This window comes from Desulfurobacterium indicum (assembly GCF_001968985.1).
Classification (GTDB): domain Bacteria; phylum Aquificota; class Aquificia; order Desulfurobacteriales; family Desulfurobacteriaceae; genus Desulfurobacterium_A; species Desulfurobacterium_A indicum.
In genome coordinates, this window is the sequence record NZ_MOEN01000022.1 from 1 (window position 1) to 24,619 (window position 24,619).

The 24,619-nt window shown below is 40.0% G+C and carries 44 protein-coding genes; 38 read left to right on the plus strand and 6 right to left on the minus strand.

Going from position 1 to position 24,619, the window contains the following annotated elements; genetic code table 11:
- The 34 genes from BLW93_RS06085 to BLW93_RS06250 all read left to right on the plus strand — a co-directional run.
- Positions 1–90: EF-Tu C-terminal domain-related protein (locus BLW93_RS06085; RefSeq protein ID WP_144444011.1), on the plus strand; the 90-nt coding region annotated here is incomplete at its 5' end.
- Between the two features lie 12 nt (positions 91–102).
- Positions 103–414, plus strand: a complete 312-nt coding sequence (gene rpsJ / locus BLW93_RS06090; protein ID WP_022847352.1) for a 30S ribosomal protein S10 — start codon at positions 103–105, stop codon at positions 412–414.
- 15 nt (positions 415–429) lie between these two features.
- Positions 430–1,053, plus strand: a complete 624-nt coding sequence (gene rplC, locus BLW93_RS06095; protein ID WP_076713210.1) for a 50S ribosomal protein L3 — start codon at positions 430–432, stop codon at positions 1,051–1,053.
- Positions 1,054–1,063: 10 nt separating this feature from the next.
- The gene (rplD, locus tag BLW93_RS06100; RefSeq protein WP_076713211.1) at positions 1,064–1,690 is read left to right on the plus strand and encodes a 50S ribosomal protein L4; all 627 of its coding nucleotides are present in this window, start codon (positions 1,064–1,066) and stop codon (positions 1,688–1,690) included.
- Positions 1,687–2,010 (plus strand): 50S ribosomal protein L23, encoded by a 324-nt coding sequence (rplW, locus tag BLW93_RS06105; RefSeq protein WP_076713212.1) that lies wholly within the window; start codon positions 1,687–1,689, stop codon positions 2,008–2,010. The genes rplD and rplW overlap by 4 nt, the downstream gene beginning before the upstream one ends.
- Positions 2,011–2,027: 17 nt before the next feature.
- Positions 2,028–2,852, plus strand: coding sequence for a 50S ribosomal protein L2 (gene rplB / locus BLW93_RS06110; RefSeq protein WP_022847348.1), 825 nt, complete (start codon positions 2,028–2,030; stop codon positions 2,850–2,852).
- A 12-nt stretch (positions 2,853–2,864) separates the two neighbouring features.
- Positions 2,865–3,143 carry a 30S ribosomal protein S19 gene (gene rpsS, locus BLW93_RS06115; protein WP_076713213.1) on the plus strand — a complete coding sequence of 93 codons (279 nt, stop codon included), beginning with the start codon at positions 2,865–2,867 and terminating at the stop codon, positions 3,141–3,143.
- Positions 3,144–3,156: 13 nt separating this feature from the next.
- Positions 3,157–3,552, plus strand: coding sequence for a 50S ribosomal protein L22 (gene rplV / locus BLW93_RS06120; protein WP_076713214.1), 396 nt, complete (start codon positions 3,157–3,159; stop codon positions 3,550–3,552).
- Positions 3,553–3,564: 12 nt separating this feature from the next.
- Positions 3,565–4,263 carry a 30S ribosomal protein S3 gene (rpsC, locus tag BLW93_RS06125; protein ID WP_076713215.1) on the plus strand — a complete coding sequence of 233 codons (699 nt, stop codon included), beginning with the start codon at positions 3,565–3,567 and terminating at the stop codon, positions 4,261–4,263.
- Between the two features lie 2 nt (positions 4,264–4,265).
- Positions 4,266–4,679 (plus strand): 50S ribosomal protein L16, encoded by a 414-nt coding sequence (gene rplP, locus BLW93_RS06130; RefSeq protein ID WP_076713216.1) that lies wholly within the window; start codon positions 4,266–4,268, stop codon positions 4,677–4,679.
- 17 nt (positions 4,680–4,696) lie between these two features.
- Positions 4,697–4,897 carry a 50S ribosomal protein L29 gene (rpmC, locus tag BLW93_RS06135; protein ID WP_076713217.1) on the plus strand — a complete coding sequence of 67 codons (201 nt, stop codon included), beginning with the start codon at positions 4,697–4,699 and terminating at the stop codon, positions 4,895–4,897.
- A gap of 13 nt (positions 4,898–4,910) precedes the next feature.
- The gene (rpsQ, locus tag BLW93_RS06140; protein ID WP_076713218.1) at positions 4,911–5,186 is read left to right on the plus strand and encodes a 30S ribosomal protein S17; all 276 of its coding nucleotides are present in this window, start codon (positions 4,911–4,913) and stop codon (positions 5,184–5,186) included.
- A 23-nt stretch (positions 5,187–5,209) separates the two neighbouring features.
- Complete coding sequence (rplN, locus tag BLW93_RS06145) at positions 5,210–5,578, plus strand: 50S ribosomal protein L14 (protein WP_076713219.1); 369 nt, start codon at positions 5,210–5,212, stop codon at positions 5,576–5,578.
- Between the two features lie 12 nt (positions 5,579–5,590).
- Positions 5,591–5,938, plus strand: coding sequence for a 50S ribosomal protein L24 (gene rplX, locus BLW93_RS06150; protein ID WP_076713220.1), 348 nt, complete (start codon positions 5,591–5,593; stop codon positions 5,936–5,938).
- A gap of 23 nt (positions 5,939–5,961) precedes the next feature.
- Positions 5,962–6,516: a 50S ribosomal protein L5 gene (gene rplE / locus BLW93_RS06155; RefSeq protein ID WP_076713221.1), complete on the plus strand. Its 555-nt coding sequence runs from the start codon at positions 5,962–5,964 to the stop codon at positions 6,514–6,516.
- A 15-nt stretch (positions 6,517–6,531) separates the two neighbouring features.
- Positions 6,532–6,717 carry a type Z 30S ribosomal protein S14 gene (locus BLW93_RS06160; protein WP_076713222.1) on the plus strand — a complete coding sequence of 62 codons (186 nt, stop codon included), beginning with the start codon at positions 6,532–6,534 and terminating at the stop codon, positions 6,715–6,717.
- A 25-nt stretch (positions 6,718–6,742) separates the two neighbouring features.
- Complete coding sequence (rpsH, locus tag BLW93_RS06165; protein ID WP_076713223.1) at positions 6,743–7,165, plus strand: 30S ribosomal protein S8; 423 nt, start codon at positions 6,743–6,745, stop codon at positions 7,163–7,165.
- 28 nt (positions 7,166–7,193) lie between these two features.
- Positions 7,194–7,736, plus strand: coding sequence for a 50S ribosomal protein L6 (gene rplF / locus BLW93_RS06170; protein ID WP_076713224.1), 543 nt, complete (start codon positions 7,194–7,196; stop codon positions 7,734–7,736).
- Between the two features lie 23 nt (positions 7,737–7,759).
- Positions 7,760–8,125 (plus strand): 50S ribosomal protein L18, encoded by a 366-nt coding sequence (rplR, locus tag BLW93_RS06175; protein WP_076713225.1) that lies wholly within the window; start codon positions 7,760–7,762, stop codon positions 8,123–8,125.
- Positions 8,126–8,136: 11 nt separating this feature from the next.
- Positions 8,137–8,694 carry a 30S ribosomal protein S5 gene (rpsE, locus tag BLW93_RS06180; protein WP_076713226.1) on the plus strand — a complete coding sequence of 186 codons (558 nt, stop codon included), beginning with the start codon at positions 8,137–8,139 and terminating at the stop codon, positions 8,692–8,694.
- Positions 8,695–8,697: 3 nt separating this feature from the next.
- Positions 8,698–8,883, plus strand: coding sequence for a 50S ribosomal protein L30 (rpmD, locus tag BLW93_RS06185; RefSeq protein WP_076713227.1), 186 nt, complete (start codon positions 8,698–8,700; stop codon positions 8,881–8,883).
- A gap of 1 nt (position 8,884) precedes the next feature.
- Positions 8,885–9,343 carry a 50S ribosomal protein L15 gene (rplO, locus tag BLW93_RS06190; RefSeq protein ID WP_076713228.1) on the plus strand — a complete coding sequence of 153 codons (459 nt, stop codon included), beginning with the start codon at positions 8,885–8,887 and terminating at the stop codon, positions 9,341–9,343.
- 3 nt (positions 9,344–9,346) lie between these two features.
- Complete coding sequence (gene secY, locus BLW93_RS06195) at positions 9,347–10,678, plus strand: preprotein translocase subunit SecY (RefSeq protein WP_076713229.1); 1,332 nt, start codon at positions 9,347–9,349, stop codon at positions 10,676–10,678.
- The gene (locus BLW93_RS06200; RefSeq protein WP_076713230.1) at positions 10,675–11,238 is read left to right on the plus strand and encodes an adenylate kinase; all 564 of its coding nucleotides are present in this window, start codon (positions 10,675–10,677) and stop codon (positions 11,236–11,238) included. Before secY ends, BLW93_RS06200 begins: the two co-directional genes overlap by 4 nt.
- On the plus strand, positions 11,231–12,004 hold the full coding sequence (gene map / locus BLW93_RS06205) for a type I methionyl aminopeptidase (RefSeq protein ID WP_076713231.1): 774 nt from the start codon (positions 11,231–11,233) through the stop codon (positions 12,002–12,004). Before BLW93_RS06200 ends, map begins: the two co-directional genes overlap by 8 nt.
- A 30-nt stretch (positions 12,005–12,034) precedes the next feature.
- Positions 12,035–12,253 (plus strand): translation initiation factor IF-1, encoded by a 219-nt coding sequence (gene infA, locus BLW93_RS06210; protein WP_022847329.1) that lies wholly within the window; start codon positions 12,035–12,037, stop codon positions 12,251–12,253.
- Between the two features lie 60 nt (positions 12,254–12,313).
- On the plus strand, positions 12,314–12,430 hold the full coding sequence (gene rpmJ, locus BLW93_RS06215; RefSeq protein ID WP_013637834.1) for a 50S ribosomal protein L36: 117 nt from the start codon (positions 12,314–12,316) through the stop codon (positions 12,428–12,430).
- A gap of 9 nt (positions 12,431–12,439) precedes the next feature.
- Complete coding sequence (gene rpsM / locus BLW93_RS06220) at positions 12,440–12,820, plus strand: 30S ribosomal protein S13 (protein ID WP_076713232.1); 381 nt, start codon at positions 12,440–12,442, stop codon at positions 12,818–12,820.
- A 12-nt stretch (positions 12,821–12,832) separates the two neighbouring features.
- Positions 12,833–13,231, plus strand: coding sequence for a 30S ribosomal protein S11 (gene rpsK, locus BLW93_RS06225; protein WP_022847327.1), 399 nt, complete (start codon positions 12,833–12,835; stop codon positions 13,229–13,231).
- A gap of 12 nt (positions 13,232–13,243) precedes the next feature.
- Entirely contained in the window at positions 13,244–13,870 is a 627-nt protein-coding gene (gene rpsD / locus BLW93_RS06230) for a 30S ribosomal protein S4 (RefSeq protein WP_076713233.1), read from the plus strand.
- 26 nt (positions 13,871–13,896) lie between these two features.
- Positions 13,897–14,853, plus strand: coding sequence for a DNA-directed RNA polymerase subunit alpha (locus tag BLW93_RS06235; RefSeq protein ID WP_076713234.1), 957 nt, complete (start codon positions 13,897–13,899; stop codon positions 14,851–14,853).
- Positions 14,850–15,224 carry a 50S ribosomal protein L17 gene (rplQ, locus tag BLW93_RS06240; protein ID WP_076713235.1) on the plus strand — a complete coding sequence of 125 codons (375 nt, stop codon included), beginning with the start codon at positions 14,850–14,852 and terminating at the stop codon, positions 15,222–15,224. The genes BLW93_RS06235 and rplQ overlap by 4 nt, the downstream gene beginning before the upstream one ends.
- An 82-nt stretch (positions 15,225–15,306) precedes the next feature.
- Positions 15,307–16,446 (plus strand): clostripain-related cysteine peptidase, encoded by a 1,140-nt coding sequence (locus BLW93_RS06245; RefSeq protein ID WP_078058180.1) that lies wholly within the window; start codon positions 15,307–15,309, stop codon positions 16,444–16,446.
- Positions 16,443–17,021, plus strand: a complete 579-nt coding sequence (locus BLW93_RS06250) for a hypothetical protein (RefSeq protein ID WP_076713237.1) — start codon at positions 16,443–16,445, stop codon at positions 17,019–17,021. The genes BLW93_RS06245 and BLW93_RS06250 overlap by 4 nt, the downstream gene beginning before the upstream one ends.
- 45 nt (positions 17,022–17,066) lie before the next feature.
- On the opposite strand, the gene BLW93_RS06255 is transcribed toward BLW93_RS06250, so the two are convergent.
- From BLW93_RS06255 to BLW93_RS06270, 4 genes are all read right to left on the minus strand, one after another.
- Positions 17,067–18,578: a hypothetical protein gene (locus BLW93_RS06255; protein ID WP_076713238.1), complete on the minus strand. Its 1,512-nt coding sequence runs from the start codon at positions 18,576–18,578 to the stop codon at positions 17,067–17,069.
- Positions 18,579–18,668: 90 nt separating this feature from the next.
- On the minus strand, positions 18,669–18,911 hold the full coding sequence (locus tag BLW93_RS06260; protein WP_076713239.1) for a cell division topological specificity factor MinE: 243 nt from the start codon (positions 18,909–18,911) through the stop codon (positions 18,669–18,671).
- A 2-nt stretch (positions 18,912–18,913) separates the two neighbouring features.
- Complete coding sequence (gene minD / locus BLW93_RS06265) at positions 18,914–19,711, minus strand: septum site-determining protein MinD (RefSeq protein ID WP_076713240.1); 798 nt, start codon at positions 19,709–19,711, stop codon at positions 18,914–18,916.
- On the minus strand, positions 19,704–20,360 hold the full coding sequence (locus BLW93_RS06270) for a septum site-determining protein MinC (protein WP_076713241.1): 657 nt from the start codon (positions 20,358–20,360) through the stop codon (positions 19,704–19,706). Before BLW93_RS06270 ends, minD begins: the two co-directional genes overlap by 8 nt.
- A gap of 52 nt (positions 20,361–20,412) precedes the next feature.
- Here BLW93_RS06270 and speB point away from each other — a divergent pair, with 52 nt between their 5' ends.
- From speB to BLW93_RS06285, 3 genes are read left to right on the plus strand one after another with little or no spacing between them, the layout of a single operon-like run.
- A complete protein-coding gene (speB, locus tag BLW93_RS06275) occupies positions 20,413–21,216 on the plus strand; it encodes an agmatinase (RefSeq protein WP_076713242.1) in 804 nt (267 codons plus the stop codon).
- A complete protein-coding gene (speE, locus tag BLW93_RS06280; protein ID WP_076713243.1) occupies positions 21,216–22,067 on the plus strand; it encodes a polyamine aminopropyltransferase in 852 nt (283 codons plus the stop codon). The genes speB and speE overlap by 1 nt, the downstream gene beginning before the upstream one ends.
- Before the next feature lie 21 nt (positions 22,068–22,088).
- A complete protein-coding gene (locus BLW93_RS06285) occupies positions 22,089–23,135 on the plus strand; it encodes a bis-aminopropyl spermidine synthase family protein (RefSeq protein ID WP_425429713.1) in 1,047 nt (348 codons plus the stop codon).
- Positions 23,136–23,169: 34 nt separating this feature from the next.
- On the opposite strand, the gene BLW93_RS06290 is transcribed toward BLW93_RS06285, so the two are convergent.
- On the minus strand, positions 23,170–23,481 hold the full coding sequence (locus tag BLW93_RS06290; RefSeq protein ID WP_076713245.1) for a hypothetical protein: 312 nt from the start codon (positions 23,479–23,481) through the stop codon (positions 23,170–23,172).
- A 65-nt stretch (positions 23,482–23,546) separates the two neighbouring features.
- Positions 23,547–24,239, minus strand: a complete 693-nt coding sequence (locus BLW93_RS06295; RefSeq protein ID WP_245792001.1) for an L-lactate permease — start codon at positions 24,237–24,239, stop codon at positions 23,547–23,549.
- A 2-nt stretch (positions 24,240–24,241) separates the two neighbouring features.
- Between BLW93_RS06295 and BLW93_RS06300 the strand changes: the two genes are divergently transcribed.
- Positions 24,242–24,619, plus strand: a 378-nt coding sequence (locus BLW93_RS06300; protein WP_173790638.1) for a transposase, incomplete at its 3' end; no start/stop codon positions are given.

A 24,619-nucleotide genomic window follows, 5' to 3' on the forward strand; every position in this document is an offset into this window, starting at 1 on the left:
CCTGTAGCTATAGAAGAAGGACTCAGATTTGCTATTCGTGAAGGTGGTAGAACTGTAGGTGCAGGTGTTGTTACTGAGATTTTAGACTAAGAGGGGTAGGTAATGGCTCAGGATCGCATAAGAATAAAACTTATGGCTTATGACCATAGATTACTTGATAGATCAGTGCAGGAAATAATTGATACAGTAAAGAGGACTGGCGCCATTGTTGCCGGTCCTATTCCTCTTCCGACAAAACGTTCCGTATGGAGCGTAATAAGGTCTCCTCACAAGTACAAATATTCTCAAGAGCAGTTTGAAATTAGAAGACACAGAAGATTACTTGATATTAAAAACCCCAAACCTCAAACCGTGGAAGCGCTTATGGATCTTAAGCTTCCCGCCGGTGTTGATGTAGAGATTAAGCTTGACTAATAAAGAGGTGAAACAATGAAAGGAATCCTCGGTAGAAAGATTGGTATGACTCAAATTTTTACTGAAGACGGAAAGGCACTTGCCGTTACTGTAATAGAGGCAGGTCCATGTACTGTTGTTCAGAAAAAGACAGAAGACAAAGACGGCTATACTGCTCTTCAGCTTGGCTTCATGGAAAAGAACAAGGCTGAGAGCAAGTTTCCAAAGCCACTTTTGGGCCACTTTAAGAGGGCTGGTATTAAGCCAGTGAGATTTCTTAAGGAAGTTAAATTTGATGATGTTGATAAGTATAACGTTGGTGACAAAATAACCGTTGAAATTTTCCAGCCTGGCGAAAAGGTGGATGTGACGGGCACATCAAAAGGTCGTGGTTTCGCCGGTTATCATAAGAGATGGGGCTTTGGTGGTGGTAGAAAGTCTCACGGTTCAGACTTCCACGAAGGTCCTGGTTCAATAGGTGCTTGTGCCTTTCCCGGCAGAGTGCACAAGGGTAAGAAAATGGCAGGACATTATGGTAATGCACAGGTTACGGTTAAGAACCTTGAAATCGTTGATGTAATTCCGGAAAAAAACCTTATTCTTGTTAAAGGTGCTATTCCAGGATATAAAGGCTCCTTTGTAGTAGTTAAAGGAAAGTAAGGGGTGAACTATGGAAATTAAGGTGTTGAATACTGCAAATCAGGAAGTTGGAACTGTTTCTATAAGTGATGACATAGCTAATGCGCCTATAAAAAGCCATGCTATATGGGAAACAGTTAAGTGGCAGCTTGCAAAGCGCAGGAGAGGAACTCACTCTACTAAGACGAGAGCTGAAGTTAGAGGTGGTGGAAGGAAGCCTTGGCCTCAGAAGCATACAGGAAGGGCAAGACAGGGCTCTATCCGTGCACCTCAGTGGGTAGGTGGTGGAGTAGTTTTTGGTCCAAAGCCAAGGGATTACTCTTACAACTTACCTAAAAAGGTTAGGAAGGTTGCCCTTAGAAGTGTTGTAGCAGGTAAGCTCAGTGACGGTTCAATAATCGTTGTTGAAGATTTTGCCTTTGAAACTCCAAAGACCAAGCAGGCTGTTGAGTTTCTCAAGAATCTTGGACTTGAAAACGAAAAAGTTCTAATTGTTGTGCCTGAATTTGATGAGAACACATGGAAGTCTTTTAGAAACCTTCCAAATGTAAAACTTCTTGAGATTGACGGATTAAACGTTTACGACATGCTCTGCTACGATAAGTGCATCTTCTTCAAATCCACTCTACCTAAATTAGAGGAGAGGTTATCAAGATGAAGACTCCTTATGATATAATCGTCCGTCCGATTGTAACGGAAAAGAGCGTTCGCCTTGCGAACATGGAAGTTAAAAGCTCAAAAACAAAAGAGACAAAGAAGATTACGAAGATTACTTTTGAAGTAGCAATGGATGCTACGAAGCCTGAGATAAAGGAAGCCGTAGAAAAAATTTTCAACGTTAAGGTTGATAAGGTTAACACTATGGTTGTTAAAGGTAAGAGAAAGGGAATCAGGCTTTTAAGAGGAAAGAAGAGAGACTGGAAGAAAGCAGTAGTGACACTCAAGCCAGGATATGAAATCGATCTTGAGAACTTGTAAGTAAGAGGAGTTGAGCAATGGGAATAAAGAAGTTTAAACCATATACCCCAAGCAGGCGTTTTATGACAGTTTCCGACTTCTCAGAGATAACAAAGAAAGAACCTGAGAAGTCACTTACCGTTGGCTTTGTAAGGGGAACAGGTAGAAACAACCAGGGAAGAATTACAACAAGACACAAAGGTGGCGGACATAAGAGAAGATACAGAATTATTGATTTTAAAAGAGATAAGATAGGTATTCCTGCAAAAGTTGCTTCTATCGAATACGATCCAAACAGGTCTGCAAGGATTGCTCTTCTTGTTTATGCTGATGGTGAAAAAAGATACATAATATGGCCTGACGGACTTAAAGTTGGTGATACCGTTGTTGCGGGTCCGGATGCTGAAATAAAAGTAGGAAATGCCCTTCCACTCAGAAACATACCTGTTGGTACGATTGTTCACAACGTTGAGCTTAAACCTAAAAAAGGTGGTCAACTTGCAAGATCTGCAGGTTCTTTTGCTCAGCTTATGGGTAAGGTTGGCGACTACGCTCAGCTTAGACTTCCTTCAGGTGAGCTTAGACTTGTTCACCTTGATTGTATGGCAACAATCGGTCAGGTTGGAAACATCGACCACGAAAACATTGTTATCGGTAAAGCCGGAAGGTCAAGATGGCTTGGTATCAGACCTACGGTTCGCGGAACGGCTATGAACCCTGTTGATCACCCTCACGGTGGTGGTGAAGGTAGAACATTCGGTAAACATCCTGTTACACCCTGGGGTCAGCCTACTAAAGGATATAAGACAAGACCTAAACGTAAGTATTCAGACAGATTTATTATTAAACGCAGGACTAAGTAACGGAGGTTTTTGATGGGACGTTCACTAAAGAAGGGTCCCTATGTGAACCCTAAAATTTTAAAAAAAGTTAGAGCCATGAACGAAACTGGTGAGAAGAAAGTTATAAAGGTATGGGATAGAGCCTGTGTCATCGTTCCTGAGTTTGTTGGACATACATTTGCCGTGTACAACGGACAAAAGTTTATTCCGGTATATGTTACAGAGCAGATGATAGGTCACAGGCTTGGTGAGTTTTCCCTTACCAGAACATTCAGAGGACATGCCGGACAGAAAGTTGCCAAGAAGAAGTAAGGAGAGGTAGAAGATGGCTGTTGAAAACAGAGACTACTATAAAGAAGGCGAAAGAGGCTTTGCCACACCTGTTGAGGCAAGGGCTGTATGGAGAAAGGCAAGAATGTCTGCCTCAAAGGTAAGACTTGTTATTGATCTTATAAGAGGTAAGCATGTTGAAGAGGCTCTTGCCATACTTGCCAACTGCCCAAGAAAAGCGGCAAAGATGATTGAAAAGGTTCTTAAAAGCGCTATAGCTAACGCTGAACAAAAAGGACTTGATGTGGATTCTCTCTTTGTTAAGAAGGCCTATGTTGACGAGGGTCCTACAATGAAGAGGGTAAAACCTCGTGCTATGGGTAGAGCAAATGTTATCAGAAGAAGAACCTGCCACATTACCGTTGTGGTAGGAGAGAAAGAATCAAAATAACGGGGGTAAGCTTTGGGACAGAAAGTGCATCCAGTAGGATTTAGACTTGGAATTACAAAAGATTGGGAATCCAGATGGGTTGCCAAGGAAAAAGGTAAGTATGTTAACTTCCTTCATGAAGACCTTAAAATAAGGAAGCTTATTAAGCAGAAGTATTACCATGCGGGAATTGCCCGTATAGATATTGAAAGGACGCTTGATAAGATCAACATCAGAATATGGGCTGCAAGGCCAGGCCTTCTCATTGCCAGAAAAGGAGCTCAGGTAAAAGAGCTTAGAAAAATCCTTGAAGGTCTCACAGGAAAGAGCGTTTACATTAATATCGAAGAGGTAAAACATCCGCAACTTAACGCTCAGCTTGTTGCTGAAAACGTTGCTGCTCAGCTAGAGCGCCGTGTGGCGTTCAGGCGTGCGATGAAAAGGGTTATCGCTGATGCTATGAGAGCAGGTGCCAAGGGTATCAAAGTTCAGTGTGCCGGAAGACTCGGTGGCGCCGACATGGCAAGGACAGAGTGGTATCGTGAAGGAAGAGTTCCTTTACAAACCATTCGTGCAGATATAGATTATGGCACGGCAGTTGCCCAGACAAAATACGGTGTTATTGGTGTTAAAGTATGGATCTATAAAGGTGATGTTTACAAAGATGAAACAGAAGAGATCCTTAAGAGACTTGAGAAAGAAGTAAAAGAAGAAATGGCAAGGGGTGAGTAACCATGTTGATGCCTAAAAGAACGAAATTCAGGAAGCAGCAGAGAGGAAGACTTAAAGGTAAGTCATATAGAGGTAACACTCTTGCGTTTGGTGATTATGGTATTCAGGCTCTTGAGCCCGGTTACATTACAACCAATCAAATAGAGGCTGCAAGGGTTGCAATGACAAGAACCATGAAAAGAGGCGGTAAGGTCTGGATAAGGATCTTTCCAGATAAACCTTACACCAAAAAGCCTCTTGAAACTCGTATGGGTAAAGGTAAAGGTAACGTTGAGACCTGGGTGGCACCTGTTAAGCCTGGAAGAATAATGTTTGAGGTTGCAGGTGTTGCTGAAGACGTTGCTATGGAAGCTTTAAGGCTTGCCATCTTCAAACTTCCCATCAAATGTAGAATTGTCAAAAGGGAAGAAATATAAGCATCAAGGAGTAAGCAATGAAAAAGTTAACAGAAGATTTAAGGGCTAAAAGCACTGAAGAGCTCAAAAATATGGTTGCCGAGCTCAAAGAAAGTCTTTTGAAAATGAGATTTAAAAATGCTTTCGGTCAGCTTGAAAGTACAGCTGACATTAGAAAAACAAGAAGGCAAATTGCTCGCATTTTGACTATTCTCAGAGAGCGTGGAGTGAAGCTCTAATCTGGAGGAAGTAATGGCTGAAACGAGAGTTAATAGAAGAAAGGTAAGAGTGGGTGTTGTTGTAAGCGACAAGATGGATAAGACCGTAGTTGTTCGTGTTACAAGGGAGTTTAGACACCCTGTTTATGGTAAAAGGGTTAAATTCTCTAAAAAATATATGGCACACGATGAAACAAATCAGTGCCAGGTTGGTGACGTTGTGAAGATTATGGAAACAAGACCTTTGTCAAGACATAAAAGATGGAGAGTTATTGAAGTTATAGAAAAAGCCAAAAAACTTGGTGAGTAAATCCCCGCAAGAGGAGTAGAGCTATGATTCAGGTTCAAACATACTTAAATGTTGCAGATAATACAGGGGCAAAGAAAGTTCAGTGTATAAGAGTGCTTGGCGGTTCAACCAGAAGGTATGCGTCCCTCGGGGATGTTATCGTTGTTACAGTTAAAGATTCTATCCCAAACGCAACTGCCAAGAAAGGAGAAGTTTACAGGGCGGTTGTTGTTAGGACAAAAAAAGAGGTAAGACGCCCCGACGGAACATACATAAAGTTTGACGACAATGCAGTTGTTATACTTAACAAGCAGGGTGAACCTCTTGGCACCCGTATTTTAGGTCCTGTTGCAAGAGAAGCAAGACAGAAAGGATTCACAAAAATTGCTTCACTTGCGCCGGAAGTTATTTAAGGGAGGATTCTAATGGCTAAGAAGAAGTTTAAGATAAAAGCCGGTGACAAAGTTGTAGTTATCGCCGGCAAAGATAAAGGAAAGGTAGGAAAAGTTCTTAAAGTGCTTCCAGAGGAAGAGAGAGTTATTATTGAGGGTGTAAGAATCGTCAAAAAGCACCTTAAACCAAGCCAGAAGTATCCTGAAGGTGGCATTATAGAAAGAGAGGCTCCTATTCATATAAGTAACGTTATGCTTGCTGATCCTAAAGATGGGAAACCAACAAGGGTTGGTATTAAGTTTGAAAACGGAAAGAAAATCAGGTATGCTAAGCGTTCAGGATCTGTTATTGATGAAATCAGTAAACCGGCGGGTCGGTAATCCGCTTGTTTTAAGGAGGAAAGATGGCTGAGAAGTATATTCCAAGACTTAAAGAGATGTATAAAAAAGAGGTTATTCCAGCACTCCAGAAGAAGTTTAACTACAAGAACATTATGGAGGTTCCAAAGATAGAAAAGATTGTAGTTAACATGGGTGTTGGTGAAGCCGTTCAAAACATTAAAGCTCTTGAAAATGCAATGAGAGACCTTGAACTTATAACAGGTCAAAAGCCTTCCGTGAGGAGGGCGAAAAGGTCAGAAGCTGGATTTAAGCTTCGTAAGGGAATGCCTATTGGTGCCAAGGTTACTCTTAGAGGCGACAGAATGTATGATTTTCTTGACAGGCTTATATCAATAGCTCTTCCCAGGGTTAGAGACTTTAAGGGTCTTTCACCAAGGTCTTTCGACGGAAGAGGAAACTACAACTTCGGTCTTACTGAACAGGTTGTTTTTCCTGAGATAGACTACGATAAAGTAGATGCTATTAGAGGTATGAACATAACTATCGTTACGACTGCAAAAACAGATGAGGAAGCAAAAGCACTGCTTGAAGCTTTTGGATTCCCATTCAGGAAATAACAGTAGGGAGGCATAATGGCAAGGAAAGCTTTAATCGTAAAAGCTCAAAGAGAGCCAAAATATAAAGTTAGGAAGTATAATAGATGTCCTATATGTGGACGTCCAAGAGGTTTTATAAGAGAGTTCGGAATGTGTAGATTATGTTTCAGAACGCTTGCTCTTCAAGGCAAAATTCCTGGAATTAAAAAGGCAAGCTGGTAAAAACACGATGGAGAGGTAAGGCAAGATGATGATGGATACTGTTGCAGATTTTCTTTCAAGAATTCGCAACGCCAACCTTGTATATAAAGAATATGTAGATGCTCCATATTCAAAGGTAAACGAGGCAATTGCAAGAATCCTAAAAGAAGAGGGATTCATCAAAGATTATGAGATTATTGAGGTTCCTTTTGAAAGGACAAAGAATCCTGAAAACAAGAAAAAGCTTATCAGGGTTCACCTTAAATACGGTCCTAACAGAGAAAGAGTTATAAACGAGATAAAGAGGATTTCAAAACCTGGTAGAAGGGTTTACGTTGGTGTTGAAGATATTCCTCTTGTTAAAGCGGGGCTTGGTGTTGCCATTCTCTCCACCAATAAAGGCATTATTCCTGGTTACAAAGCGAGAAAGCTTGGTGTAGGTGGAGAAGTTCTTTGTTACGTATGGTAAAACCAGAAATTTTAGAAGGAGTGGAGCTATGTCAAGAATAGGTAAGATGCCTGTTGAAATACCTCAGGGAGTAACGGTTGAAGTAAAACCGGGAAACCACGTTGTTGTTAAAGGGCCAAAAGGGCAGCTTGAGTTTACTTTCAATCCAAAACTTACAATTAAAGTGGAAGATAACAAGGTAATTGTTGAAAGGCCTAACGACGAAAAGCAGATGAGGGCTCTTCACGGGACGACTAGAGCCATAATTAATAATATGGTAACAGGTGTTTCTAAAGGTTTTGAAAAGGTTCTTGAAATTAAAGGTCTCGGTTACAGGGCTTTTGTAAAGGGAAAAACCCTTGAATTACACCTTGGTTTTTCTCATCCTGTTCTCTACCAGATTCCTGAAGGGATAGAGATAGATGTTGACAGAGATAATAACGTTTTTGTTCGTGGTGTAGATAAGCAAAAAGTTGGTCAGGTCGCTGCTGAGATCAGATCCTTCAGACCACCTGAGCCTTACAAAGGTAAAGGTATAAGATACAGAGGCGAAAGAATCATCCTTAAAGCTGGTAAATCAGCTAAGAAGTAATCTCTTTACTAAGAGGGGTAAAAATGGCTAAGATGACGAGAAAAGAGCGAATAGCAAAGAAACATAGAAGAGTTAGAAAGAAAGTCTTTGGCACACCTGAAAGGCCAAGACTTGCCGTTTATAAAAGCCTTAAGCATATGTATGCTCAGATTATTGATGATACTAAAGGACACACACTTGTTGCTGCTTCAACCGTAGATAAAGAAGTTAAAGAAAAAATCAAAGGTCTTTCCAAGACCGAAGCGGCAAGGGTTGTAGGTCAGGTTATAGCTGAAAGAGCAAAAGCTAAAGGCATCACTGCCGTTGTTTTTGATAGAGGTGGTTTTATCTATCACGGCAGAATAAAGGCAATAGCTGAAGGTGCCAGAGAAGGCGGCTTAGAATTTTAAGGAGGTAATTGATGGCTAAGAGGGTTAAACCTGAAGGTTTAGAGTTAAAAGAGAGACTTGTTCATATTAACAGAAACGCCAAGGTTGTTACCGGCGGTAGAAAGTTTAGTTTTACTGCTTTTGTCGTTGTCGGTGACGGAAACGGTGTTGTTGGATTCGGTAGAGGTAAAGCATCTGAAGTTCCAGATGCTATCAGGAAGGCTACAGAAGATGCCAAGAAAAACTTAATAAAAATTCCGGTTGTTGATGGTACTATACCTTTTGAAGTTCAGGAAAGGTTCGGTGCATCAACCATTATTATGAGACCGGCTGCTCCTGGTACTGGAGTTATTGCATCAGCTCCAGTTCGTGCGGTTCTTGAGTCAGCTGGTATTACGGATATTCTTACAAAGGTTATAGGCTCAACAAATCCACATACTGTTGTTAGAGCTGTTCTTAAAGCTCTTGAAAAACTTAAACTTCCTGAAGAGTTTGCAGAACTTCGCGGTGTTTCAACGGAAGAGCTTAGAAAACGCTGGAAACTTCCGGGTAGAAGAATCACTCCGGAAGGTGAAATTGTCAGGAGGTAATAGATGGCTAAGGTTAAGATAACGCTTGTAAGAGGACTTGCCGGTAAGAACAAAAGAAAGAGAGCTACACTTGAGGCTCTTGGTCTGAGAAAGAGAGGAAGAAGCACTGTTAAGGAGCTTAATCCTGCTATTGAAGGTATGATAGCTAAGGTTGAAGACCTTGTAAAAGTAGAACCGCTGGAGGAGTGAAATGGAACTTAAATTACATAAGCTTAAGCCTAATGAGGGTGCTGTTAGAGAAAAGAAAAGAGTTGGTAGAGGACACGGTTCTGGAGTTGGTAAAACGTCTGGTAGAGGACAAAAAGGCCAGAAGGCCCGTTCCGGTTGGAGTGGAGGAACAAGACCAGGATTTGAAGGTGGACAGACGCCCCTTTACATGAGATTTCCAAAGAGAGGATTTTCTAATTATCCTTTTAAAAAAGAGTATGAAGTTGTTAACGTTAAGGATTTAAATAAGTTTGAAGAAGGAACGGAGGTTACTCCTGAAGTTTTAGCTGCTGCAGGACTTGTTGCGAAGAATAAGCCTGTAAAGATACTTGGCGATGGAGAAATTAACGTTAAGCTTACAGTTAAAGCTCACAAGTTCTCTTCATCTGCAAAAGAGAAGATAGAAAAGGCAGGTGGTGTTTGTGAGATTATAGAGGGGTAATAGATGAACCTTTCCAAGATATTTGCCAATGTATTCGAGGTGCCCGAATTAAAGAAAAGGCTTCTGTTTACATTTGCGCTCCTTGCCGTTTTCAGGCTGGGAGCGCATATACCTACACCGGGTATCAACGTTGCGGCACTCTCTGAATTTTTCCAGAGAGCGCAAGGAACTATGTTCGGTTTTATGGATGCCTTTTCTGGTGGTGCTCTTTCAAAGCTGACAATTTTTGCTCTTGGCGTTATGCCTTATATCAGCGCTTCCATTATAATGCAGCTTTTTACTGTTGCATTTCCTTCCCTTGAAAAGCTGGCAAAGGAAGAAGGTGAATACGGAAGAAAAAAGATTAATCAATATACCAGATATGGGTCTGTTGCCCTTGCATTTATCCAGGCTCTCGGTATAGCTATTGGACTTCAAGGTATGAAAAGTCCTTCAGGCATACCTGTTGTGCCAAATCCAGGTTTCACATTCATCTTTGTTTGTGTTACCACTTTGGTTGCCGGTTCAACCTTCCTTATGTGGCTTGGCGAGAAGATAACGGAACACGGTGTTGGTGAAGGGATGTCACTACTTATCTTTGCAGGTATTGTCAGCAGGATACCTTCATCAGTTATTAACGTAATTACTCAATTTAAAGGTGGAGAGCTTTCCCTTTTTAAATTAGTAGGAATTATTCTTATTATTCTTACAATGACTGCTCTTGTAATATATGTTGAAATGGCAGAAAGAAGGGTTCCCCTTCAGTATGCAAAACGTTCTGCTCCTCAGGTTGGCGGAACTTACACCAGTTTTTTACCTATAAAGCTTAATCCTGCTAACGTTATTCCTATTATCTTTGCGGCATCAATTATGATGTTTCCAGCAACGATAACAAAGTTTATCCATACTGCATGGGCTCAGAAGATAGCTCATATTCTTATGCCAGGGACACCAACTTATTTAATTATTTATGGTGTACTTATCTTCTTTTTTACCTACTTTTACACTGCCGTTATCTTTAATCCTGAAGAGATTGCAGATAACCTTAATAAGGCTGGTGGTTTTATTCCAGGGATTAGGGCCGGTAAAGATACGGTTGAATACCTTGACAGGATCGTTTCAAGGTTGACCTTTGCAGGTGCCGTTTTCCTTACGACGATTGCTATTGTTCCTCTCATAATTATGCAGAGAATGCACTTCCCGTTTTACTTTGGAGGAACAGCTCTTCTGATCGTTGTTGGTGTTGCCCTTGATACGTTGAGAAGGATAGAGGCTTTTGCCCTTAATGTTTCTTACGAAGGATTCTTAGGAAAGAGGAAGAGACGCAAGAGAACTGGATTTGGGGGAGTAAGATGATAAAAGTTATATTCCTGGGACCTCCGGGAGCCGGTAAAGGGACTCAGGCTGTGAGAATAGCAGAAAAGTACGACGTTCCTCACATTGCTACTGGTGATATCCTTAGGGCGGCTGTTAAAGAGGGAACAGAACTTGGAAAGCTTGCAAAGTCTTACATGGACAAGGGAGAGCTTGTTCCAGACGATGTAATTATAGGGATTATAAGAGAGAGATTATCTCAGGATGATGTAAAGAAGAATGGTTTCATCCTTGATGGATTTCCAAGGACGCTTCCTCAGGCTGAAGCTCTTGACGAACTTTTAAAAGAGATAGGAATGGAACTTGATAAGGTTATCTACCTTAACGTTGAAGATGAAGAGATAGTTAAAAGACTCCTTGCAAGGGGAAGAGCAGACGATAGAGAAGATGTTATCCGCAATAGGCTTGAGGTTTACAGGAAACAGACAGCACCTCTTATCGATTACTACACCAGCAAAGGTCTTTTGGCAGAGATAAACGGTGTTGGTGATATTAATGAAATCACACAGAAGATAGAAAAGGCAATAGGTGTAAATGGTTAAAAGATTTAAATCTAAAATAATATTGAAAAGTCCCGAAGATATCGCCAAACTGAGAAATGCGGCGGCTTTGACCATGGAGATTCTCCTTAAAATAGGAGAAGAGATAAAGGCGGGAATATCAGCCCTTGATATAGATAAGCTTGCCAAAAGTTATTGTAAGGAATACGGTGTAAAACCGGCCTTTTTAGGATATGCAGGTTTTCCGGGAGCCATCTGTGTTTCTGTGAATGAAGAGGTTGTTCATGGTCTCCCGACGAAAAAGAAAGTGTTTAAAGAAGGAGACATCGTTAGCCTTGATTTTGGCGTTATAAAAGATGGATTCTACGGTGATGTTGCCATTACTTTTCCAGTTGGGAAAATTGCGGAAAATGCTGAAAAACTCCTGAAAGTGACCAGAGAGTCTCTATATAAAGGTATAGAACAGGCATTACCGGGAAATAAGCTTATAGATATCTCCAGAGCAGTTCAAAGATACGTTGAAGGGCACGGTTTTTCAGTTGTGAGAGATTATGCAGGCCACGGTCTTGGGAGATCTCTACATGAGGATCCTCAGATAACAAATTACGTTTACAAGGGGTATCCCGATATTACTCTTGAACCGGGTATGACCTTTGCCATAGAGCCGATGGTGAATGAAGGAACTTATAAAGTTAAAGTTAAAAGAGATAAGTGGACGGTTGTTACAAAAGATGGTAAACTATCTGCTCACTTTGAGCATGATATTGCCATTACAGAAAATGGATATATAATTCTATCGGAAATTTAATTAAAACCAAACAGCTTTATGAGGAGAAGTATGGCAAAAGAGAAGGGTATTCAGGTAGAGGGAAAGGTTGTTGAAGCTCTCCCTAACGCTTACTTTAAGGTGGAACTTGACAACGGACATCAAGTTCTTGCTCATGCATCGGGAAAGATGAGAGTTCACTTTATTAGAATACTGCCAGGCGACCGTGTGGTTGTCGAGCTTAGCCCCTATGATCTTACGAGAGGAAGAATCATTTTCAGGAAAGGATAATCCGTCCCTTTAAATAGACCGCGGCTAACGGCACAAAACTTTAAACGACGGAGAGGTAGAATGAAAGTAAGACCATCTGTGAAGAAGATCTGCCCGAAGTGCAAGATCATCAAGAGAAAAGGTGTTGTAAGGGTTATATGTGAAAACCCAAAACACAAGCAGAGACAGGGTAAGTAAGGAGGAAAAATGGCAAGGATAGCAGGTGTTGACATTCCTGACAACAAGAAAGTTCCCTATTCACTTGCTTACATCTACGGAATAGGTATAAAAACAGGTTTTAAGATCTGCCAGGAAGCAGGTATAGATCCTGAGAAAAGAGTAAAAGACCTTACAGAAGAAGAGATAGCAAAGATAAGAAAGATCATCGAAAACGAATATAAGGTTGAAGGTGATCTCAGAAAAGAAATTGCAATGAACATCAGGAGACTCGTAGATATTGGATGCTACAGAGGAATTAGACACAGACTCGGTCTTCCAGTGAGAGGTCAGAGAACAAGAACTAATGCCAGAACGAGAAAAGGTCCTAAGAAGACGGTAGCCGGTAAGAAGAAGGCTACTAAGAAGTAAAGGAGGTAATTGATGGCAAGAGGCAAGAGAAGAGGTGGTGCCAAGAAAAAGGCGAAAAGAACCGTTGGTTATGCAATAGCACATATTCAGACAACGTTTAACAATACAATTATTACCTTTACCGATAAAGAAGGGAACGTTCTTACATGGGCAAGCGGTGGAACGGTTGGATTTAAAGGTACGAGAAAGAGTACGCCTTACGCCGCTCAGCTCGCTGCCGAAAAGGCTGCTAAAAAAGCTATTTCAGATTATGGTGTTAAGGACGTTGAAATCTGGATTAAAGGAAACGGTGGTGGCAGAGAGACTGCTATAAAAGCAATAGCAGCTACAGGTTTAAACGTGAAAGTGATTAAGGATGTTACTCCTATTCCTCATGATGGTTGCAGACCACCTAAGAGAAGAAGAGTTTAATGGAGGTAGTTGATGGGTAGATATACAGGACCAAAATGGCGTATAGCTCGCCGTTTAGGCGTTAATATTTATGTTGGTGAAGAAAAATCTCAGAAAGGGAAGGCTATTACAGATAGAAGACCTTATCCTCCGGGACAGCACGGTAAAAGCAGGAGAAAGATTTCCTACTACGGCCGTCAGCTTATGGAAAAGCAAAAGGTTAAGTATTACTATGGCATTAGAGAAGAACAGTTCAGACGATTCTACGAAATGGCCGAAAGAATGAAAGGTCAAACAGGTGAAAACCTTCTTAAACTTCTTGAGAGCAGACTTGACAATGTAGTTTACAGGCTTGGTTTCGGTAAATCTCACAGACATGCAAGACAGCTTGTTGTTCACGGCCATATTCTTGTAAACGGCAAGAAGGTTAACAGACCATCTTTCCTTGTTAAGCCGGGAGATGTAATAGAAGTAAGAGAGAAGAGCAGAAACATTCCTGACATTATTTCAGGAATTGAGCTTGCTCAGCAGAGAGGCATTCCTTCATGGCTTGAGCTTGATGCCGAAAACTTTAAAGGTATTGTTAAGGCAGAGCCTACAAGAGAAGAGATTGAGATTCCAATCGCTGAGAACCTTATCGTTGAGCTCTACTCTAAGTAATAGTTAACCCTTAGTGGAGGAAAATAATGATTGAATTTATCAAGCCGGAAACATTCCGCTGGGAGGAGCACACCGACACCTACGGTAGGTTTGTCGTTGAGCCTCTGGAAAAAGGATACGGTATTACTGTCGGAAACGCACTGAGAAGAGTTCTTCTTTCCTCCATAGAAGGTGCTGCTCCAACGGCTGTTAAGTTTGAAGGAGCATGGCACGAATTTACAACACTTCCCGGTGTGGTGGAAGATTTAACGGAAATCGTTCTTAACATAAAAGAGTTAAGGTTTGCCCTTTACGGTGATGGTCCTGTATTTATTGAACTTAGAAAAAAAGGTCCCGGTAAGGTGCTCGCCTCCGATTTTGAGCTTCCTTCTCAGGTTAAGCTTCTTACGCCTGACAAGGAAATAGCAACTCTTGACAATGAAAATTCTGAAATAGAGATGCACCTTCGTATAGATAAAGGCAAGGGGTTTGTTCTTTCTGAAGAGATTCAGGAAATATTTGACATAACAACTCTCGGATGGATAGCCCTCGATGCTGATTTTTCACCTGTTAGAAAAGTTGCCTTCAGGGTTGAAGATACGAGGGTAGGAAGAAGAACTGACTATAACAAGCTTGTTATGGAAATATGGACTGACGGCGGCGTAACGCCGAAGGAGGCTCTGGCTAAGGCGTGTTCAATCCTTATAGAGCACTTCTCTTCCGTTATGGCAAATCTTACAGAATCTTCCCCGGAAACGGCTGTTATTGAAGTTGAAAAAGAGGAAGAGCCTGCTGATACAAAACTTTCTATGACTCTTGAGGAAGCCGGTTTAAAATCAAGAGCTCTAAGAGCGTTAAAAGAAGCCGGTATTGAAACGATAGGAGATCTCGTTAACTTAACAGAAGCTGACCTTAAAAAGGTGAAGGGTCTTGGGAACAAGTCCATAGCACAGGTGAAGGAGGTTCTTTCCTCGTTAGGACTTGAACTTGGAGGTAAAGAATGAGACATAGAATAAAGAGGAAAAAACTTGGCAGACCTACAGAGCACAGAGTTATGATGCTCAGGAACCTTGTTACTGACCTTATGGAACACGGTAAGGTTGTTACAACAGTTGCAAGGGCAAAAGAACTTAGAAGGCTTGCTGATAAGGTTATTACAAAGGCCAAGGATGAAGATAAAGTTAAGGCTCTAAGAGAAGTTTTAACAGTAGTTACCAAAAAAGATGTTGCATTTAAGGTTGTTAACGAAATAGCACCTAAATATGCAGATAGAAATGGTGGTTACACAAGGTTACTTCACTACGACTACAGAAAAGGTGATGCTGCACCAACGGCTATTGTTATGCTTGTTGAAGCAGGAGAAGAACGAGAATAATTAACTTTTTCTATTTTTAGAAAAAGGGGCTTTAAAGCCCCTTTTTTAATTTCTTCGGGGAAAATAGTAGAATTATTTTACTATGAGATTGGATAGTTTTGAAAAAGTATTAATGTTAATGTTTTTCACATCTTTGCTATTGTTTTCCTGTGGATATCAGGAAAGTAGTAATACCACATGGGTGTTTGCCGTTTATATGGCAGGTGATAATAGCTTATCCGATTATGCTACTTTAGACCTTAAAGAGATGATGGATGCTGGTGCTGATGACAATGTGAAAGTAGTGGTTCTTTGTGACAGAGGCGAGGGAACAACCCTTTATGAAGTAAAAAAGGGATGGCTTGAGCCTGTAGAAAGCTTTGGGAATTTAGATACAGGTGATCCGTCAACACTTGCTCTTTTTCTTGACGCTATAAAGAACAGGTATTCATATAAAAAAATAGCTCTTGTTTTTTGGGATCACGGTGATGGCTGGCAGGATGCTGCCTTTGATGATTCTTCAAGAAGTTCTCTTAAAATGTCTGAGATAAAGAGAATTCTGGATAGCAGAAATTTTCATGTTGATTTTTTAGGTTTTGATGAGTGTTTAGCCGGGATGGCAGAAGTTTTTTACACTTTTAAAAATAGTTCAAACGTTACTGTTGCATCAGAAGCTTCAGAGCCCGGCTTTGGGTGGGATTATAAAGACTTAATTGAAAGATTGAAGAGAAATTATTCCTGGAATGGTGAAGATTTAGGGAAGGCGGCAGTTGATTCATACTATCAATTTTATACTAATAGAACGGAGTACTGCCAGCCGGATTGCACTCTGGCAGCGGTTACAGGTAAAAATGCGACAGATATTACTTACTACGTGAATCTTCTTGCTTCTTATGGTTTAAATGGAACTGTTTCTTTATTGCAGGACTATTATTATGCAAGGGATAATTCTCTGGAACCGGAACCTGTATATTTCCCTTTTTACGTGGATCTTTACTCTTTCTCTAAAAGTTTGAATGCTACAACGACGGATTTAAACGTTAAAATTGCTGCCACAAATCTTATGTCTGTAATTGGCGGGATATACTTTAAATCAACAAACTCTTCGTTAAAAGGTGTTTCGATATATTTCCCGAACGATGTTTATGATTATTTTGATGCTTACTTTAATTCTTCTGTTAATGAATTTACCGGAACCTTATGGGATGATTTTCTTGTTAAATATTATGGGGTTTTACCTTGAGAAAACTTATAGCGTTTACTGTTTTGTTTATACCTTCTCTGTCATTTGCTAATGGTTTGATGTTCAGTTTTTCCTCGGGCTTGTCTTTTATGGATGGTTCTTCTGCTCTTTTTAAAGATTATCCTGCTTCTGTTAGTGAAGAGATAGGTAGTTTCTACGGGTTTTTTGTTAAAAAAGTCTTTAAAAATAAATATTATCTAAGATGTGGTGTTAATTTTATAAGTAGCATGGACCGTGTCTATTTTTATCAGGGAGATGTTTATGATTATACTTTGAAAGGCACTTATGGTAGCCTTGGAGCCGGGATTTCTTTTAAGAGTGGTTACTACTTTTTTGATGCAGGAGTTGATGGTTATTTTAATCTCTCTCAGGAAGTGGAAACTCCGTATTCAACGTATGATACAGATATTCTTACAGATTTTTTTCCGGGAATACATTTATCTACAGGAAAATATTTAACAGACCATCTTTTGGTAAATATCTCTTATGACCGAAGTTTATCATCAATTTTTCGTGATGATTTAGGTACAGTCCACTGGGATAGTTTTTCTATAGGTTTAGGATTTGAATATTAGGTTAATGTAGCACAGGGCAGATAGCCCTGTGCTTGGTGTTAGTTATCAGAAAAGAGGATATTCTGTTGCGTTTGTGGTATTTGTAACCTGATATGCTTTGTTATCGTCAAGATTTATGAGAAATACTTCTGTTGAATTTGTTGAGTTGACAGCGACTTCAGCTAAGAATTTTTTTCCAACTCCGTAGAATAGGAAGTTCTGCACTTCAGAAGGATCCACATTCACAGTATGTTTTACGGTTGTTGTTTCAGGATCTATGAATTTTAACTCTCCTGTTGTATTATCGTAAACGGATATGGATTCCATTTCAAGATTTGGATCGTTTTCAAGTTTTGCAGATGTTTTAAACGTTCTGCCTGCAGGTTGTTTTCCAAGATAAGTCGTGCTGTTTGTTGTCAGGTTCCACACATACACTCCTGTTGCATTTGCAAAGTATAGGTTGTTTGAGTAAAAGAGTGAAGAATAAGCAGGTCCAGAAGCAACTGTGTAGTTTGCGGTTCCATTGGTTATGAGGAAACCAACCCGGGAGGGTATTGCTACAAAACCATTACTTGAAAATTCCACAGATGGAGCAAGTGTTAACCCTGTAACAGCAGTGGTATAGATAGTAGTGTAACTTCCTGCCGTTGATATTTTGCCAATTTCTATATCTCCATAAGGTATAGAACCGTAGGTAGTAACTGAAAATTGATTTACGTAGATAGAATCCCCTATCAATTCTGCGTCGGAGATTTCATCAGAGGTAGTTGTATATATGGTTTTCATTGTGCTGTTTGAAGGATAAAATACAGCTACTTCTTCATATTTAGTATCGTTATCTGTATCAAGGAGGAAATATATGTTGCCTGTTGAAAAGTCTGTTCCAATTTTATCTGTATCATATATACCGGAAGAGATAGGTGAACATGCGTCAATGCCGGTTTCGCCGAGAGAACATTTTTCAATAGTTGTTCCGTTAAGTATTAGAAGGCCTTCAATTTTTCCGTTGGAGTTAAAGTCTCTAATTTCCGTTATAAACTCTCCTGGTTCCTGTGATGGAGATTCACTGGAAGATAGATTCAAAGGTACTATATAAGAGCTTGTGTAGTTTTCATTTTTTACTTCCACATATCCCGGTTCATCGTTTATAGCTATTATGGTATCAGCTATGTATACACTATCTGTCAACGCAGAGACTTGAACCGTTTCTCCAGTTGTAAGGTCTGTTTTGAACAATTTGCCGTCCTTAATGTATACGGCAAACTTTTTTTGAAAGTTATAATATGTCATGTTTGCAGAGGAAAAGGATACTTTTCCCAGAACGCTTGACTCAGTTATGTTGTTTGATATGAGTTTGACATCTGTTGTATCTGTGGCATTTACAATATAAAGTGATAGTGTTCCGTTACTGTCGGTTGATACAAAAGGCAGATAAAAATTGGTTTTAATAGTTTCAGGTGGCGTTTCACCTGTTTCAGGTGCTGTTCCACCGCCACCACCACATCCGGCGGTTAATGCTGCAAAAAGTACGACAGTAAGTAATCCCTTCCATTTTGTTGGAATTTTGCTTATTTTCATGATACCCTCCTCCAATGATATTTATACCCTTTAATAATTTTTCTTATAAAAATCAAATCCACATTTAGGAGGAGGGAGTTTCGGAAAGTCTTACCTTTCAGTTTTTACAGGGATTTCAAGTTCTATTTTTTCTTCTCTTTCGTCCTGAGGAAAGTTTATTCTTATGCCTGATACATCAACAAAGGGAAAGTCTTTAAGAGCGTTTAGTATTGCGTTCTTTATGGCTTCAACAGAATTTGGAGGCAAACCTGCTCTGTCGTATTTTAGAATTACCTGAAGTCTTTGTTTTGCTACATCTTTGCTCGGTTTTCTATTAAAAGGCCAGAATCCCATTTTTAACTCCCGCCAAATAATTTTTTGAATTTGGAAAGAAATCCATCATTTGCTTCAAGTTTCATAAATGGAACCTCTTTTCCGAGAATTCTTTCTGCAATGTTTCTTAATGCTTTTCCTGCGATGGATTCTTTTACAAGAACTGCCGGTTCTCCTCTGTTTATACATGCTACCATGTTTTTATCTTCAGGCACTACGCCTATTAATTCAAGGCCCAATATTTGGACGACATCTTCAACATCTAACATGTCTCCGTTTTTCACTTTTGCCGGGTCAAGCCTGTTTATTATAAGTCTTGGTTCCGGTTTTCCCATTGCTTCGCAGAGTCCTGTTACTCTATCGGCGTCTCTTATTGAAGCCATCTCAGGATTTGTGACAACAAGTATTGCGTCGGCAGGTGCAACAGCCGTTTTAAATCCTTCTTCTATTCCAGCTGGTGAATCTATGAATATAAAATCAAATTTTTCTCTCAAGGATTCAACGATTTTTACCAGGTCTTCTGGTTTCACTGCACTTTTGTCTTTTGTTTGTGCTGCCGGCAGTAGAAAGAGATTTTTTGTTCTTTTATCTTTAACAAGGGCTTTTTCAGGAGGGCAGACGCCCTCTATTACATGAACTATGTCGTAAACAATTCTGTTTTCAAGACCAAGTATAAGATCTAAGTTTCTCAATCCTATGTCTGCATCTATGGCTACGACTTTATATCCTTTCATTGCAAGAGCTGTTGCTAAATTTCCAGTAATAGTGCTCTTTCCGACACCGCCCTTCCCCGAAGTTATACAGAAAACTTTATCAGCCATTGTCAACCCTCTCCGTAGTGAATATTCTGATTTTATCATTTTTATATATTAATCGAAAATTGAAAAATTTTTCTTTTCTTTCAAACGTTTTTTCTCTTCCACATACTTCTATTCTGGGTGTTTGAACAAAGAGTGCTCGCACTTCGCACTCTTTCTTTCCGATTCCAGCCTTGACCAGTCCCCTTAGACTTCCAAATATATAAACATTTCCTCCAGCTTCAACTTCAGCTCCCGGATTAACATCTCCAAGTATGGCTATATCTCCTGAAGAAGAGACTTTCTCTCCGGAACGCACTGTTTTTTTTACAAATTTTATCTCTTCCGTTGAAGCTCTTTCGCTTTTTTTCTCCAATTCCAGCTTTGACATGTCACACGGAAATCCTGCTGAGATGCAGTTATCCCTTGTTTCCTTTTTGTTTGTTTTGAATCCGCAGAAAAATACATCCGGAAGTTCGGAACAGAATGAAGCGATTTCTCTTATTTCATTTTCATCGGGAATGATATTATCAAATGTTATTATGAGTCTTGTCCTTTTTAGGATGGCTTTTTTTTCAAGGAGGAAATTTTTCAGTTTTTCAATGTTCAAGTTTGAGTTTGATACGATAACTTCTATTCCAAGGATGTTTGTTCCCCTGATTTTATAATCCATTTATAATTTCCTCAACGGAAGTTTATATAAATTTTACCATAAGGAGAAAAAGATGAAATTTATTGGAGCTAAAAATTCTGGTAAGGTTTCTATTTTTGGTGTTCCGTATGATGGCACTACCTGTTTCAGGTCTGGAGCCCGATTTGGTCCTGACGGAATAAGATTTTTTTCCGAGAACTTAGAGACTTATAGTCCTGTTTTGAAAAGAGACCTTGCCGATGTTGAGTTTACTGATGTTGGAAACGTGGAAGTTTCCGCTTCACCTGAGAGAATGGTGAAGGAGGTGGAAGTCTTTGTTGATAGATTTGAAATTCCGGTGATGATAGGCGGTGAACACTCCGTTACATATCCCGTTGTTAGGTCTCTTAAAAAAAGTTACAATAACCTAACAATAGTCCATTTTGATGCCCATGCCGACTTGAGGGATGAGTATTCTGGAACGAAATTTTCTCATGCGTGTGTTATGAGGAGAATTCTTGAGCTCGGGTGCAGGATAATTCAGATAGGAATAAGAAGCGGGACAAAGGAGGAGTTTGACCTGATAGATGAAAATCCTCTAATAGAAAGAATCGATATTAAAAGATTGCCTGAGCGTTTAAGAGAGGAAAGTTTTGTCTATTTTACGGTTGACATAGATTACTTTGATCCGGCTTTTGCACCTGGTACGGGGACGCCTGAGCCCTGTGGGGGGAATCCGGTTGAATTTTTTGAGATTCTCTATAATTTACCACCTGTAAAAATTACCGGATTTGATGTTGTTGAAGTTTCTCCCCCTTATGACCCTTCAGGTATTACGCAGATGCTTGCTGCAAAGATAATTAGAGAGATGATTTTAAAGTTTTGGGGAGGTGAGTGATGTTGAGATTCACAGAGATGTTTAACGGTGCAGGTTTTGCTGTTGATGTTTACGGGGCTCGGAAGTATAGCACCCCTTTTCAGGAGATAATGCTTCTTGAAACAGAAGCTTTTGGAAAGATTTTAGTCCTTGATGGAGCTGTACAAACTACGGATAGAGATGAGTTTGTTTATCATGAGATGATTGTTCATGTTCCCCTTTTAACACTTGGTAGAAAACCAGAAAAGATTCTTGTCATCGGTGGAGGTGATGGTGGAACGGTTAGAGAGGTTTTAAAGCATGATCCAGAGCGTGTTGATATGGTTGAGATAGATAGAGAGGTTGTTGAACTTTGTAAGAGAGAATTTCCTGAGATTTCATCAGGCCTCTCTGATGAAAGAGTTTCTATCTATTATGAAGATGGAAGGGAATTTGTTAGGGATAAGGAGAACGAATATGACGCAATTATTGTTGATTGTTCCGATCCTACAGGTCCTTCTGCAGTGTTGTTTTCAAAGGATTTTTATGAAGATGTAAAAAGGGCGTTGAAAGAGGATGGAGTGTTTGTTACTCAGTCCGAATCTCCTTTTGCCCAGAGAAAAGAATTCCTTATGATCGTTTCCAATTTAACTAAAGTTTTTTCAACTGTTAGACCTTACCTTGTGTTTATTCCTTCTTATCCTTCAGGTATGTGGAGTTTTACTTTCGCATCTAACGGTAAGGATCCTTTGACCGTATCTCCAGAAGAGCTTTCTGAAAGGATTAAGGACGTTGTTAGAAGAACAAGTAGTAAGTTTAAATACTATAATCTGGAGATACATTACGGAGCTTTTGCCATTCCTAATTTTATAATAGATGAATTTAAGAAATAGGAGGTAGAGTAGATGGAGTTTTTGGTGAAAATCGCTCGGGAGGCAGAAGAGAACACGCAGGTTCCGGCTTATCCTGTCTCTGTAGAAAAGGTTCTCAAGGCAGTAATAGCTACAGGTGATTTCTGGAAAATAGTGGATCTTTGCGATGAACCGCTACCGCTTGTTGCTGAAATTCTAAAGCTTCTCAACAGAGAAGGTATTGTTGCATTCGAGGGAAGTCAGATTTTGCTTACGGAAAAAGGTGCAGATTTTGTGAAAAAGCTCGGTATAGAACCTTTTGTATCTCATAAATGTTCTTGCTGTAATGGTAGAGGCGTTGTTATTGATGGTGAATTAAAAGAGGCTTTTGAAAAGTTTGTCGAAATTCAGAAAAATAGACCACCTGCTATTCACTGTTATGACCAGGGTTATGTTACACCTGAAAACTCCTTTGCAAGGGTTGCTCTTGCAGATGATAGGGGGGATTTAAGAGGTAAAAAGATTTGTGTTCTCGGTGATGATGACCTTATGAGCATAGCTCTTGCTCTTACAGGGCTTCCTGAGAAAGTTACCATTCTTGAGATTGATGAGAGACTTATAAACTTTATTAAAGAAGTTTCTGATAAGTATGGACTTAACATCGATGCAAGAGTTCACGATTTGAGGCAGCCTTTACCTAAAGATGTTGTTGGTGCTTACGACACCTTCTTCTGTGATCCACCTGAAACGGTAGAGGCAATTAAGGCTTTTGTCGGTAGAGGCGTTGCCACTCTCAAGTCGGAAAGATGTGCCGGTTATTTTGGTGTAACGAGAAGAGAGTCTTCACTTGATAAGTGGAGGAAGATACAGAAAGTTCTTCTTGATATGGGACTTGTTATAACTGATCTTCTCCACAACTTTAACGAGTATGTTAACTGGGATTACTACGAAGAGATGAGAGGATGGCAGCTTACGCCTGTTAAGGAACCGCCTAAAGAGATTTGGTATAAATCTACTCAGTTCAGAGTTGAAACAGTGAGAGGATTCAAAGGATTTAACGAACCGATAGTCGGCGATATCTACAATGATGCAGAAAGTTCAACTACTTAAATGAAAAAGGGGGGCTTCAAAGCCCCCTTTTTTATTATTCAAGCCCGAAAAGTTTGAGTGCCAGGTCAAGAATAACGTAAGTGAGAAGTCCTGTAATACCTAAGGTTGTAACAAGTCCGAAGTAAATAACTTCCGGTGAAATTTTCCTTAATTTTGCGTATCCCATGTAGAGCTTACCACTGACGATAGCTACAATGAATGCAACTATTACCTTTGGCAGAAGAAAGTGCTGGAAATCGAGGTTGTTACCAAAAATTCCGAGCGGCAGGAAAGCATACATAACAACAGAAATAAAAGCAACAGCCGCAAGTGACCAGTTTATAGATTTTTCCATCGTTGAAGCCATTTTTTACCTCCCCAATTTTCTATACAACATTATAATGTGTTGTAACTGCAAAAATCAACCCTCTGTCACATTGTTGAAACGATTATCTGCAGCATAATACCAACAAAAAGTGTCATTGCCAGAACCGGAATTATCATTGTTTTTAGAAGACTGCTTTCGTCTTTCCCTTTCAGGCCGACAAGTGCTGCAGCGTTTGTGATTTTGGAAGGTGTTATAGCGCTTGCGATTCCACCGCCAACTGCGTGTGCTCCGTATGCGGGCATGAAAGCAGTAGCACCTACTGTTGCTACAATTGCACTGTATTGTATCTTTGCGAAGAGAACGTTTGATGCTGTTTCACTTCCACCTACAAATGCTCCCAAAAGCCCTAAGAAAGGTGATGCCAATGGGTAGAATTTTCCAAATATATGGGCAAGAGTTGTTCCGATGATTATATCCATGTTCATTGCCTTAAAGTTGCTTCCGGGTGCAAGTTTTCCGTTAACTATTTCCATTCCGGACCATGCCATTATAAATGCGACTGCAAAAAATAGAGAATATGCGATAAAAGGTCCGCTCACTCTCTGTTTCCATGTTTTAAAAGCGTTTAATAACTGTTCCTTTGTTGGGTTAAGGATAGGTAATGAAACAATAGTCGCAATAAGTATCCAGAAGTAAACATGAGCAAAGATGTTGGTAGTGTACGATATTTTGTGTAAGCTTGAGAAATGGGATAACCTCCTGGGGTTGGTATTTGTGGGGTGTTCCCCAGGAGGCAAAAATGGAACTACAGAAGATTTTACCAGACCTAGTTAAGGAAGTGGTAAAGCAAACCTTAGAGTCAATCATGACGGCTGAAAGAGAAGTGTTTCTTAAAGAACATGGAGGAACAAAGAACGGCTTTTACGTTAGAAACTTAGATACTGTTATCGGTAAGCTTGAAAATCTGAGAATTCCAAGAGATAGAGAGGGAAAATTCAGAACAAAGTTGATAGAACCTTATAGAAGAAGAGATATCAATCTTGAAGACTTAATACTTGGGATGTTTGCCTCTGGTATGAGTGCAAGAGCAGTAGCCCAGGCTCTTGAAAGCGTGTTTGAACTTAAATACTCACCCTCAACCATAAGCAAAATATCGCAGGTAACCTTAGAGGAAATA